General features: G+C 47.2%; 10 protein-coding genes. 1 reads left to right on the forward strand and 9 read right to left on the reverse strand.

Annotation, left to right across the window (positions count from 1 at the left end; genetic code table 11):
* Positions 1–203: 203 nt before the first annotated feature.
* The 9 genes from H6X83_RS12955 to H6X83_RS12995 form a co-directional block, all read right to left on the reverse strand.
* Positions 204–1178, reverse strand: coding sequence for a carbohydrate kinase family protein (locus H6X83_RS12955; protein WP_212506875.1), 975 nt, complete (start codon positions 1176–1178; stop codon positions 204–206).
* A 116-nt stretch (positions 1179–1294) separates the two neighbouring features.
* Positions 1295–3349 (reverse strand): beta-galactosidase, encoded by a 2055-nt coding sequence (locus H6X83_RS12960; protein ID WP_246419276.1) that lies wholly within the window; start codon positions 3347–3349, stop codon positions 1295–1297.
* Positions 3350–3554: 205 nt separating this feature from the next.
* Entirely contained in the window at positions 3555–4325 is a 771-nt protein-coding gene (locus tag H6X83_RS12965; protein ID WP_212506877.1) for an alpha/beta hydrolase, read from the reverse strand.
* A 68-nt stretch (positions 4326–4393) separates the two neighbouring features.
* Positions 4394–5185, reverse strand: coding sequence for an alpha/beta hydrolase (locus H6X83_RS12970; RefSeq protein WP_212506878.1), 792 nt, complete (start codon positions 5183–5185; stop codon positions 4394–4396).
* A 75-nt stretch (positions 5186–5260) separates the two neighbouring features.
* Positions 5261–6820: an alpha-amylase family glycosyl hydrolase gene (locus H6X83_RS12975; protein WP_212506879.1), complete on the reverse strand. Its 1560-nt coding sequence runs from the start codon at positions 6818–6820 to the stop codon at positions 5261–5263.
* A gap of 21 nt (positions 6821–6841) precedes the next feature.
* A complete protein-coding gene (gtfA, locus tag H6X83_RS12980; protein WP_212506880.1) occupies positions 6842–8290 on the reverse strand; it encodes a sucrose phosphorylase in 1449 nt (482 codons plus the stop codon).
* A gap of 57 nt (positions 8291–8347) precedes the next feature.
* A complete protein-coding gene (locus H6X83_RS12985) occupies positions 8348–9193 on the reverse strand; it encodes a carbohydrate ABC transporter permease (protein WP_212506881.1) in 846 nt (281 codons plus the stop codon).
* Complete coding sequence (locus H6X83_RS12990; protein WP_212506882.1) at positions 9190–10071, reverse strand: carbohydrate ABC transporter permease; 882 nt, start codon at positions 10069–10071, stop codon at positions 9190–9192. Before H6X83_RS12990 ends, H6X83_RS12985 begins: the two co-directional genes overlap by 4 nt.
* Before the next feature lie 204 nt (positions 10072–10275).
* Complete coding sequence (locus tag H6X83_RS12995; RefSeq protein ID WP_212506883.1) at positions 10276–11601, reverse strand: ABC transporter substrate-binding protein; 1326 nt, start codon at positions 11599–11601, stop codon at positions 10276–10278.
* Between the two features lie 506 nt (positions 11602–12107).
* Between H6X83_RS12995 and H6X83_RS13000 the strand changes: the two genes are divergently transcribed.
* Entirely contained in the window at positions 12108–13094 is a 987-nt protein-coding gene (locus tag H6X83_RS13000; protein WP_246419279.1) for a LacI family DNA-binding transcriptional regulator, read from the forward strand.
* Positions 13095–13148: the final 54 nt, after the last annotated feature.

A 13148-nucleotide genomic window follows, 5' to 3' on the forward strand; every position in this document is an offset into this window, starting at 1 on the left:
GCAGCGTGTGCGGAACACCTGAATTTGTTTGACAGTTTCCACGCAATAGGATGCCAATTATTTGGCTTTTCTATTCGGTTTGACGCCTAAAATGATAAGTCAGTCAAAAGCAAATTGCGTTACAAAAAGGTCCTGACTCGCAAAACAGCAAGTCAAGACCTTTTTCGTATTTTATGCGTGATTCATTTTGGAAATACTTCTCATTAGTTTTGCAGCAGGGGAACGGTTTTTTGGCAATGCGCTACCTCTTCCAGTGTCGGCATTGCCGGAATGGCTCCGCTTTTCATGGTAGTCATGGAACCCGCGGCATTTGCAAACGAAATGATTTCTGTCAGTTCGGAAACAGTCAGCTCTTTGATTTCCTGCAGGCTTTTTCCTTTCAGGCAGTAGAGAACAGCACCAAAGAATGTGTCACCGGCACCGTTTGTGTCAATCGTTTTCACGTCATAAGTCGGAAGTGTACCGAAAGAATCCCCCAACAGGTAAAAAGCGCCTTTCGAGCCCAGTGTGACCAGCACCAGTGTTACACCAAGTTCCTGAATTCTGCGGGCACCTGCAAGGAGGTCATGCTCCCCAGTGAGCATGACCATTTCTTCTTCAGAAAGTTTGACCAAATCAGCCAGAGGGAGAGCCGCGTGCATCTGCTGCTTTGCTTCCGTTTCACTGCTCCAAAGCGGTGCGCGGTAATTGGGGTCATAGCTGATGATTGCGCCGGCTTCTTTTGCAGTTTTTACTGCATAAAGAGTAGCTGAACGGCTGGGTTCTTCCGTCAAGGAAACCGAACCGAAATGCAGGAATTTTGTGTTTTTCAGCAGTTCAGGATGTACTTCATCGGCTGTGAGCATAATATCCGCACCGGGTTTCCGATAAAATGCAAAGGAACGGTCTCCTTTTTCGTCCAGCTGCACAAAAGCCAAAGTTGTGTGCACCTCATCGGTCATAACCAGATTGTCGGTACTGATTCCATTCTGATCCAACGTGGATTTTAAGAATTTTCCGAACCCGTCATTGCCCACCTTGCCAATAAAGGCAGTTTTGCTGCCCAAACGCCCGGCTGCCGCCAAAACATTTGCGGGAGCGCCCCCTGGGTTTTGCGCAAACAGTGCGTTCCCCGCCGCATTGCTGCCGGCAGGTGTAAAGTCAATCAGAAGTTCTCCGACAGCGGTTATATCGAACATTTTACCAACTCCCCGTTTCTTGCTGCAATTCATACATTTTTAAATCTGCTTTACCAGATGCCCCGTGGAATGCAAAGTCAACCCACAATCCGGTTCCTTAGATGCTTTTTTATCCATCAGGCAAGTGATTCTTTCAACACGAGAACGCCATAAGGTGCAAGTTCGTATGGCCCCGTGATTTGTTCATCCGTTAATAAATTTGTCATTCGTTTCTTTACGGAAATGCGAGCCTCATGCTCCTTGTAATTGAGGACAAAGTAATAATTTGTCCCGTCTTTCTGCCGCACAGCCAGTTCACAATCCTCCGGCAGTTCCAGTATCCCCTGATACGGAGCGGCAAACTGCAGCTTGTGCAAAAAAGCCTCGGCAGTCTGTCTGGAAAACGCAGCACCATAGTAATAGGCAGTACCCCGCCCGATTTTGTTGGAGACCAGCGCGGGCTTACCATCGTAGTAGTTTCCGCGGTAAACAGCCTCTGCCTTTGCGGTGCTTCCGTGTGCCTCCAAAATGTCATTGAACAGTGGCGCCTCTATCATACTGCCATTCCAATCTGCCTGCTCCATTTCATCGTACGGACTGAGATAGGTATAATCCGTTACCTCAACACCGCACAAGTCAGCAGCAAACCCTGGCATTGGGCTCATGGGGCATCTGCCGTACTCATCCTTGTATCCGGTGCGGCAGCCAAGAATCAGCGTGCCTCCCTGCTTCACATACCGGCGCAGCAAGTTGGCTGTGCATTCGGTCAAAATTACCGCATGTGGGTACACCAGAAGATCATATTGACAAAGCGCCTGCAGGGTAACAGTTTCATTCAAATAGAGAAAATCGCACGGTGTATGTGTAAGCTGTGCTGCTTCAAACCAGCCTTTGTCGCTCAGGCGGTTCACCTGCGCCGACCATTGGTCAGTGTCACCGTCCCATTCATTGGGATAGTCTTTCAGGACAGCGACCCGTGCCTGATATTTTGCTCCGGCAAGACGCTCAATAGCAGCAACATCGTGATGGATTCCCTTGAGTTCTTCCAGTCTGCGGTTCGGCTGGTTGGAATAGTCGTTCCACCCATGCCAGTAAATCTCCGTTCCAATCCAGCTGGTCCGCCACCGAAAGTAGCCAATGTAGTCCGCACCGTGGGCAATGCTCTGCATTGTCCAAAGCCGAATCTGGCCCGGTTTCGGCATAGGGGTAGCAATCCCGCTGACCCAGCCGCCCGCTCCGCTTTGCTGTTCCATGATCCCGAAGTTCGGCGAAATCGCCCGCGCGCGTGTCAGGTTCCAGCTCCAGTTCCGGTCTTTCAGGTCGTCCTTCTTTGGTGGCTGGTCTTTTCGCTCGAATCCAAACAGCGGATAACTGTCGTACATAATGAAATCAAGGGAACGCTCCACCAGTTCATCATAATCCACATGCCCAAACAGTCCGTTTGTGGTGATATACTGCCCCTTTGGAGCGTAGCGCCGGATGATTTGCGCCTGTAAGTCCGCAAATTCAATGACACTGTGTGAAATAAATTTTCTTTCCTCCAGTGCCAGGTGCGGATTTGCAGAATTCTGATAAGTAGGCCGCGGAAGAAAAATTTGATTCCAGTCCGAGTAGGTCTGATTCCAAAAAACGGTGCCCAGGCACTCATTCAAATTGTCGAGTGTTTTGTACTTTTCTTTCAGATAAGTGCGAAAAGCCAGGTGGTCTGATTCGGAATAGAAAACATCCTTTTCACAGTTCAGTTCATTGTCGATCTGCCAGCCAATCACATTCGGATACGGGCAGTAGTGAGCCGCCAATTTTTCTACAATGCCGGCACAAAAGCGGCGGTAAACCGGAGAATTATAATTATAATGCCGCCGCATTCCGTGGCGGTACAGTGTACCGTCCAAATCGGCATTCAGGATTTCCGGATACTTTTCCGACAGCCATGTGGGCGGCGTGGCTGTCGGTGTGCAGAAAATCACCTGCATCTGCTCTTCCAACGCCACCTGCATAAAGCGGTCAAAGAATTCGAAGGTATAAACGCCCTCCTCCGGCTCAAACTTGTTCCACGCAAATTCCGCGATACGGATTACCGTAAGACCGTATGCTTTCATGCGCTGTAAATCCTCACGCCAAAGTGATTCTTTCCAATGTTCCGGATAGTAACAAACACCCAGCGTAAGCGCTTCTTGATGAATAGATTTCACACTCACATCGCCTCTCTTATTTTGTTTGTGTGAGAATATCCGATGTGCTGAAATCATTCTCACATTCCTGCATATTCATGTGCAAGTTGCCTGCCCAATGTGTTCGTATTATAAATCCGTAAAACATGCATGTCAATGTGCTGACATGTCCTCTTTGCTATTTGTGAGAACTTTTCAAATACATATGTGTTTTGCTGTGCACACATTAAATTTTATGAAGCGGAAGCTTTGCGTAATAATCCGTGCGCACGTCCTGCTTGAGCCAGCTGAGAAATTGTTCGATTTCCATATTCCAGAACCGCCATTCATGTTCATAACCCGGTACAGCGTGCCACACATGCGGAAGCTGCTGGCCTGTCATTGCCTGGTGCAGTTCCAGATTATCGGGAAACAGTGCATCCTCTTTACCGCATGCCACATACGCCTGAGGCATATTTTTGCCGTTCTGTTTTAAGTTTTCCAGCAAAGCAAAAACATCAATCGCATTAGGAACCGTCGGTTCCTCATTCACAACCCGTATCGGGGACGAAAATGCGCCGAACGCCGCATAATGCTCCGGGCAGCTAAGTGCATGAATCAGTGTGCCGTAACCACCCATTGACAATCCGGCAATGTACCGGTCTTCCGGCCGATTGGAAATCGGGAAGTTCCCGCTGATAAACTCAGGCAATTCCTTTTCTAAGAAATCAAAGTAATTTTCGTGGTTGGGGCAGTTCAGGTAAAAGTGATTGCCACAGGAAAAGGTAACAACGGCTATCTGATGTTCTTCTGCTAACCGCCCGATACTTGTATACCGCAGCCACGACTTGTAATCGTTCCCTTTTCCATGCAAAAGGTACAGAACCGGATACTTGGCAGGCGGTGTATGACACGGCTTGTCTTCAAGGTCACAGGAACTCAATGTGGGCAGTGTAATTGTAATGTCCACACCATGTTCCAAAGAGTAAGAAACAAAGTTGCATTCCATAAGTGCCATGATTTTCTCTCCTATAAAATAGTGCTCCGGCTTGTCGCCGAAGCATGTATTGTTTTTCTTCTGCTATGTTACCGCTTTGCTTTCCCCAGCAAAGCTTCCAAGGCATGTTCAATGTGGCAGTCCCAGAATTTCCAGTCGTGCTCGCCCGGGCCTTCCTCATAGATAAAGTCGGCCCCCAGTTTTTTCAGCCGATCACGCATCGCACGGTTTGGGCCAATGAGCTCATCCTCCGTACCACATGCAAAATACAGCTTCGGAACCGGTTGTCCTGACAAAATCAGCTTTTCTGCAACTGCGCCAGCGTCACACTCACCCCCGCGCAGCTTTGAAAGATCTCCAAACACACTCTGATAAAAGGAATAACTTTCAATCTTATCGTACTCACCCTCTGACAAGCTGAGGACCCGATTCACAATAAACGCAGAGGAAAGCGCGATGACAGAACCGAACACTTCCGGATGTTTAAAACCATTCAGGAACGCCCCATAACCACCCATCGAAAAGCCGCCAATCAACGTATCTTCTCTTTTGGAGGAAAGCGGGAACAGCGCCCGCGTAAACGCAGGCAGCTCTTTTGTAAGGAAGGTGGAGTAATGTTCTTCTTTTGGGCCGTTGTCAGTGTAAAAGCTGTTGTCACCGGAAGGCATGATGACGGCTACCCGGTACCAATCCGCCAACTGCTGAATTCGCGTATTGAACAGCCAGTCTGTGTAGTTGCCCGAATACCCATGCAGCAGATACAGTGTCCGGAACCGTTCTGTATTTCCGTCCTTTTTCCTTTGCTCCATCGGAATCACCGCATAAAACGGCACAATCTTTTTTAGAGATTCTGATAAAAAATTCACTTCCGCAACTGCCAATTTTAAAACCTGCTTTCAATGAAAAATTAAAGACTTTCATACAGCAACCAATTTGTGCAGAAAGGCATGGATTCATCAGCCCACAGCATCCTCTGCAATCACAGAGAATGACTGCGGCGGAACTGTGATTGCAGTTTCTGAGACCACTGTCGGCGCACCGATGGAAAACACATTTTTCCCATGCACCGCAATCGGTGCAGACGCAGCCTGCTCTGACGGATTCAGTGCCATAACAAATCTGCCGCGCCGATAAAGGAGCGGGCAGGTGTTTTTCTCTGCAAACAGCACCTCAAACGGTGCATCCGCGCCCAAATCCGCATACTTGCTGCGCAGAGCCAGCAAACTTTTTACTGTTTCATAAAGGGAATCCGGGTCACCCATCTGTTGCTCTACATTCGGTGCGTCTGCTGCATCATCCACGGGAAGATACAACGCCTGCGCAGGCGCTTCAGAGAAGCCTGCGTTCCGGCCGTCTGTCCACTGCATTGGTGTACGGGTACCCGTGCGGAAGTAGCCGCCCTCTTTGCTGACCATTCCTTTGCGGTAGCGCATGCCGATTTCATCGCCGTAATACAGGAACGGAATGCTGGGCAGTGTAAACAGGAATGCATAGGCCAGTTTCATTTCCTGTGCTGTCAGGCTGCCGCCCAAACGCTCGGTGTCGTGGTTACAGGTAATCAGACCGACGTAGCCGTAATTTTCAGCATCACGGTGCATCTTCTGATATTCATCCAAAAACTTCGTCACATCGCCGTGACTTTTCGCCCGGAAAAAGCTGTTTGGCTCTCCGCTTTCCGCATCAACGTCCCGCAGCAAACTATAGTAGCCGTTGCCCTTTTCGTTCAGGAAGAAGTCGCAGTGGAATCCCGCAGGAAGTGACTGCTCCGGGTGGCACCACTCAGCAACCAGCGCCGCCTGCGGGTACGCTTGGTCCAGCATTTGACGAATGTTTTTCCAGATGGCACCGGTTGCCGTCCTGTTTTCGTCATCATTCTTGACCAGTGAACCCGCCATATCCACACGGAAGCCGTCACAGCCGCGGTCCAGCCAAAACCGAATTACATCCTTAATGGCTTCGCGGGATGCAATGCAGTCCGGATGGTCAGTAGGCAGCTGCCAGTCCTGTGTAATCTTTGCAAAACCGTAATTCAGTGCGGGCTGGGTACTGAAAAAATTCACCATATAGTTACCGTCGCGCTGTGCACGGCCGGTAATAAAGTGATACTCTTTCGGGTTTTCCCACACGCTGTTGGTCCACACATAGCGATTTGTAAACTCGCTTTTTTGTGCCTTGCAGCTTTCCTTAAACCACGCATGTTCCTCTGAGGTGTGCCCGGGCACCAAGTCCAGCAGCACATGCATTCCAAGGCGATGGGCTTTCTCAAAAAGTGCTGTTAAATCTTCGTTTGTTCCATAGCGAGGCGCAACTTTTTTATAATCGCGCACATCATATCCCGCATCCATAAAAGGAGAATCGAAGCAGGGGTTTATCCAAATCGCGTTGCAGCCAAGCCCCTGGATATACTCCAGCTTTTGCGCGATCCCGTTGATATCACCGATTCCGTCGCCATTTGTATCAAAAAATGACTGTGGGTAAATTTCGTAGAATACTGCTTTTTTCAGCCACTCCGGCATAACAAAGCCTCCCCCTGTTGTTTAGTCCAAATCTACCGTTTCCACATTTCCCTGTTCATCGCGGTAAGTGATGACAAAACGCTTATCAGAGAGATCCGCATGCAGGACTGCCTCACAGCCGTCAGAAACACGATGAATCTCAATCGTATGGTCGTCTGTATCTGCAACAACGCATTGTCCGTTAAATGCGGGACAGCTGTTGCGGAAACGCATCAGGCTGCGCAGGCGTTTTACCACCGGACGCTGCATATTGGCATCAACTTCCTCAACCGTATAGTTATGACGGTTAATATCTCGTCCCTGCTTGGTTTTTTCCACCAGCTCAACATCGTTCTCACCAACAAGCATGCCTACATAGTAGACCTGCGGTACGCCCGGTGCAAAGAACTGAAGTGCGCGGGCAAGCAAATACGCATCATCGTCATTGCCAAGGGCCGAATAATAAGTGCAGTTGATTTGGTAAATGTCCATGTTGTGGTAAAGCTCGGAATTGTAAACCCGTTTCACGTGGGCACCCTGCTCAAACAGGCAGTTTTGTGTTTTTTCGACCTGCTCATCTGTAAGAAGGTCTTTTACGTCAACCACACCGATGCCGTCATGTGTATCCAGCGTAGTGAACTGTTTGCGCGGGCAAATCTTCAGCCAATGCTTCAGCGGTGCCGTATCGCCCAGATACAGCGTGTAAAGGACCAGCATGGGCAGTGCAAAGTCATACACCCAATAGCCCTTTTCAGCAAGCTTTAACTGAATCGTGTAGTGCTCATGAATTTCCGGCAAAATCATCTGGCCGCTTTGGTCCATATCCTTTTGTACGGAGGACAGGATTTCCCAGATGTCCGGCTCAACAAAGAAACAGTTGGTCCCGATTTTCTTTGCCGCATAGGCAAACGCGTCCAAACGGATAATGGATGCCCCCTGCCCTGCAAGGAAACGCAGCGTTTCACGTACATAGCGCTTTGTTACGTCACTTTTAAAGTTCAGGTCAATCTGCTCATCGTCAAAGGTGCACCACACTTTTTCTGTTGTACCGTCCGCAAAGGGCACCTCCACATAAGGTGCGCGCGGTTTCCGCTTGTAAATCAGGTCAACATCGGCTTCTGTAGGCTCGCCGTTCGGCCAAAAGTCTTTGTAGCGGATAAACATGTCACGGTATTCGGAAGCATCCTTCTTCTCCGCAAAATCTTTAAAATACTTGGACTGTCGGGAGATATGATTGATCATAAAATCAAACATCAAATAATACCGGTTGGAAAGCCTTTGAATATCTTTCCAGTCGCCGAAAGCCGGGTCAACAATATCGTACCGTACGGGTGCAAACCCGCGGTCTGCCGAAGACGGAAAGAACGGCAGGATGTGCACACCGCCGATTGCTCCCTGGTAGTGTTTTTCCAAAACATCGTCAAGCTCTTTCAGGTTTTTTCCTACGCCGTCTGCGTAAGTAATCAACATGATTTGGTTATTAAAATTCATAATTATTAATCCTTGCTTTTACAATTTGATTCAACTTAAGAAACGCCTCATACAGAATCAGGTCTTTACTGCGCCCGCAACAATACCGTCCACAATATACTTTTGCAGGAAAATATAAATAATTAGAACCGGCAGAATCGTTAAGAGCAGCGACGCAATCAGCGGCCCAAAGTTAACCGACATTTCGCCGGAGAAAGAATACGTGGAAAGCGGAAGTGTGAGCTGATAAGGCTGGGTGAGTACCAAAGAAGGAAGCAGGTAGTCGTTCCATACCCACAGAACATCCAGCACCACCAGTGTTGCAAACACCGGCTTCAGCAGCGGAAGCACAATGAGGAAGAATGTCTGGCGCAGGTTTGCGCCATCAATGCGTGCTGCTTCTTCCAAGGAGATCGGCACACCGGTCTTAATAAAGCCGTGGAAAATGAAAGTGCCCATGCCACAGCCAAAGCCAACATAAAGGTACATCAGCAGCGGTCTGCTGTTAAGGATTCCCATGTGCCCGTAGAAGGTTACCAGCGGAATCATGATTGCCTGGAAAGGAATCATCATACTTGCAATCAACGCGTAAAAAACGATTTTTCCGGCTTTACTGTTTGAACGAACAACATAGTAAGCTGTCATTGCGGAAGCTATGGCAATGAGTGAAACGCTGACTACTGTGAGCAGCACGGTATTGCCGAGCGCGCTCATATAATTCATTTCGTTAAACGCGTCAATAAAATTCTGGAACGTAGGATGAGAGGTCAGCGCAAGCGGGTTATCCATGATTTCCGCATTTGTCTTAAAGGCGTCGATCACAACAACCACAAAAGGAAGGACAAAAATAACAAGCAGTACCCACAGGAGCAGCGAACTGAAGAACTTTCCCCAGCGGAATTTCTTTTTTACAGCGGTTGTCATTGTTCCACCTCCATCTTTTTGCCGGCATAAACCTGAGTCAGCGAAATTGCAGCAATAATCAGGAACAGCAGGAATGCTTCTGCCTGGCCGGTTCCGTAATTTTGATTGTTGAATGCCTCGCGGAAAATATTGAGCGACACCAAAACTGTGCTGCCGAAAGGTTCGCCCTTAGTCAGCGAAATATTTACATCGTAAACCATAAAGCATCTGGACAGTGTCAGGAACAGGCAGATAATAAAGGAAGGAACCATCAGCGGAGCTTCAACCTTTATAATTTTTTGCATATAGTTGCAGCCATCAATATCCGCTGCTTCCAGCACATCTTTGGAAATGCCCATGAAACCAGCTACATAAATGATCATCATATAACCGGAAAGCTGCCATACCGTCACAATAACCATGGTAATCAATGCTTTGTCGGGGTCTGCGAGCCAGGACTGCTCAAAAATCGGGATGTGAAGCGATGTGCCGATATAGACCACCGCATTCTGGAAAATGAACCGCCAAACCAAGCCCAGCACAATGCCGCCCAGCAGATTTGGTGTGAAAAATGCTGCCCGCAGGAAATTCTGGCCTCTGATTCCTGTTGTCAGCAAATAGGCAATGACAAACGCCAGAACGTTGGTCAGGATAACGCAGCCAAGTACATATTTCAGTGTAGTGAGCATGGATTTCCAAAATATTTTATCCTGAAACACCTTGATATAATTTTGGAAACCGACAAACTGATTGGTACTGGATATACCGTTTGTGTCTGTAAAGGACATTGCAAGTCCATAAACGAACGGAATTACGATAACTGTAATGAAAATGAAAGCTGTTGGAGCTGCAAACGCGAGGAAAAATTTAAAGTTATACCACTTTTTGCTTTGTCCCATTTTATACCTCTCTTACGTCGTAAAATCGACTTTCTTTACAAAGTACTCTTGTTGTTTTGGGCAACTATAAAATAGGCACGCCCCCGGCGCGCCGCCATTGCTGCGAGAATAGCGCGCAGGGACATGCCGCACCGAAATTCCATTTCACTTGTAGGTTTGTTTGGAATTTATGGTTTTGTCGGAAAGTCGTTTGCCTATGGTTTTTTATTTTACCCAAGCAGCGGATTGGAAGTAGCTGTCAATAGACTTCGTAAGCGTGTCTTTGTTCATTGCACCTGTCAGATACTGCTGCACAAATGCGCCTACCTTTGTGGAGTAATCGCCGGAAAGATTAGCAAATCCAATGGTTTTACCCGCGTTGATGTAGCTTACGAGAGACTTTGCCAAGCTGTTGTCCGGTATATACTTTGCATCCTTGAAAGCGGAAATGATACCCATGTCGGTGCCCAGTGCCTTCTGTCCTGCTTCGTCAGTGGCAAGCCAGTTAAAGAAGGTGTTTGCAGCTTTGCGCTGTTCCGGAGTGGACTTTGTATTGTCGACCAGCATGACCTTTGTTACAGCAGCGGCAATGGAATCGGAAGTTTTGCTGTCTGCAAACAGCGGCAGGAATCCGAGCTCGTCTTTTGCGTGGTCGCCGGTCAGGAACTGAGAAACGTTAGGCATCACCCAAACACCGTTGAACCAGAAAGCAGCCTTGCCTGTTGCAATGTTCTTCGGGTCAGAGGTGTTGTAATCAGAGGACATCGGAGAAGACTTGTAAATGTTGTATTTGCCGTTCAGATCCAACAGATTCAGCAGGCCGTTGTAAACGGTGTTGTCTTTCAGGCTGGCCTCGCCGCTCTTTAGCTTCTTGTAGTAATCTGCATCGGATTTACCCTGTGTTACATAGGAATATGCAAGGTAGTGGGAAGCCAAAGACCAGTCATCGTGGGAAATCTGAACCGGAGCAACACCGCCGGCCTGAATCTTCTTGTACAGAGCTTCCAAATCAGAGAGGCTCTTAACGGTGCTCGGATCAAAAGTTTTTCCGGTGGCTTTTTCAATCGTGTTCTTGTTGTAAATTAGGCCGTCACCTTCAACTGCAAACGGGAACGCATAAACTTTTCCGCCGTTTTCCAAAGTTGAAGTAAAGGAAGGGCTGATTTTGCTGACCCAGGACTCGGAAGAAAGATCAGCAGATTTGCTGACATATGATGCAATGTTGGTTGGGTCCACCATGTTGATGGTGCAGGGGTTGCCGGAAGCATACTTACTCATCATCGTTTCATCTACTGTAGAGCTTGCCGACACCGTTGACATTGTAATGGTGATGCCGTCTTTGTTGGTCTGGTTAAAGGTCTCCACGGCCTTCTCCAGCGGCTTTGCAATTTCACTCTTGCTGTTCAGCAAAGTGATGTTTACCTTGCCGCTTGCAGCGGCAGTGGAACCTGCTGTGGAGGAGGCGGTGTTTGTTTGGCCGCAGCCGGCCAAAAGTGTTGACGCTGCCAGCACTGAGGCAAGAGCCATGGATGTAATACGTGTTCTTTTCATTTTCATACCTCTTCTTCCCTAATCGTTTGTTTGCGTGAGAACATCATATGTGTAAAATTATTCTCACATTTCCTCGTATTCATGTGCAAGTTGCTTACTTGATGTGCTTGTATTATAAATCCACAAATCATGTATGTCAATACGTTGATTTATAATTTTTAATATTTTTTTAAACTTTTTGTGCGTTTATATGTTCTAAATTCAATATATTTGGATTGTTTTGCCTTGTGGTCACTATCTTATTGCTTGTTTATCCCATTTTTTCTGCAAACGAAATAACAACGCATTGATATATAAATCAGGTTTAATGGTATGATTCTTCCGCCACAATGGGGATTTGTCCAGAATTAATTAAACTTATTTCGTTTTATTGGCCTTAATAACTTGTATTTTTGATAAAACGATGATAAACTTACATAGAATAATTGAATATCAATCTGTTAATATATTTTCAAAGCATACAGAGGGATGCGGTCCGCTTCCTTCCTGCTGTAGAAAAGAATGGGATGATTTTATTGGCGAATATTAAAGATGTAGCGAAATTGGCGGGCCTTTCCGTAGGAACCGTTTCCCGTGTTCTGAACAACCGCGGATACATCAGTGAGGAAACCAAGAACAAAGTGCATGAAGCCATGCAGCAGCTGAATTACGTACCAAATGAACTTGCAAAATCCATATTCAGGCAGTATACAAAAACCATTGGTGTAATGGTTCCATTCGTAACACACCCTTATTTCGGTATGATTGTACAGTATCTTGAGCATTATGCTTCAAAGATGAATTACAAAATCATACTCTGTAATTCTTACTTTGAACGTGATAAAGAGCTTGAGTATTTCCGAATTTTAAAGGGTTATAAAGTGGACGGTATCATTTTGTGCAGCCGCAACATGGATATTCACGATGAAATCCAAGAAGGACCGCCCATTGTTTCCATTGACCGCATCCTCAGCAACGAAATTCCTTATGTTTCGTCTGACAACTATCAGGGCGGTCTGCTGGCAACCACCCATCTGATTGAAAAAGGCTGCAAAAAAATTGCACACATCTGCGGCTCGCCGACTCTGCATATGACCGCAAATCTGCGGAGCAATGCCTTTGAAGAAACCTGCCGGAAAAATGGAGTTGAGCCGATTGTAGTTGCCACAAACGAAGACCAGTTTTCGTCGATGACCTATTACAACAATATCCAGAAACTATTTCAAAAGCATCCGGACGTTGACGGAATCTTTGCCAGCAGCGACATTATTGCCGCTCAGGTCATTCAGATTGCCGCTAAAGAGGGACGGCGAATTCCCGAAGATTTGAAACTTGTCGGCTTTGACGATGTGAACATCGCCGCCCTTACTGCCCCGCCGCTCACCACGATTCATCAGCCGATCAAGCAGCTCTGCAAATATGCCTTTGAACTTCTGCTGGATGAAATTAAAGGAGAGATTGTACCCATGTGCACAATTTTACCTGTTAATTTGATTGAGCGCAGTTCCACCTGATGTGCGGCAGAAATACCAACCAGAAAAGCTATAAAAACCATAAGGCAGTTTTGC

Source organism: Caproicibacterium amylolyticum (genome assembly GCF_014467055.1).
GTDB lineage: Bacteria > Bacillota > Clostridia > Oscillospirales > Acutalibacteraceae > Caproicibacterium > Caproicibacterium amylolyticum.

Coding starts and splice junctions, on each gene's coding strand:
- H6X83_RS13000 (WP_246419279.1), top strand. CDS start 12,108: ATGATTTTATTGGCGAATATTAAAGATGTAGCGAAATTGGCGGGCCTT.
- H6X83_RS12965 (WP_212506877.1), bottom strand. CDS start 4,325: ATGGCACTTATGGAATGCAACTTTGTTTCTTACTCTTTGGAACATGGT.
- H6X83_RS12955 (WP_212506875.1), bottom strand. CDS start 1,178: ATGTTCGATATAACCGCTGTCGGAGAACTTCTGATTGACTTTACACCT.
- H6X83_RS12985 (WP_212506881.1), bottom strand. CDS start 9,193: ATGACAACCGCTGTAAAAAAGAAATTCCGCTGGGGAAAGTTCTTCAGT.
- gtfA (WP_212506880.1), bottom strand. CDS start 8,290: ATGAATTTTAATAACCAAATCATGTTGATTACTTACGCAGACGGCGTA.
- H6X83_RS12995 (WP_212506883.1), bottom strand. CDS start 11,601: ATGAAAAGAACACGTATTACATCCATGGCTCTTGCCTCAGTGCTGGCA.
- H6X83_RS12975 (WP_212506879.1), bottom strand. CDS start 6,820: ATGCCGGAGTGGCTGAAAAAAGCAGTATTCTACGAAATTTACCCACAG.
- H6X83_RS12990 (WP_212506882.1), bottom strand. CDS start 10,071: ATGGGACAAAGCAAAAAGTGGTATAACTTTAAATTTTTCCTCGCGTTT.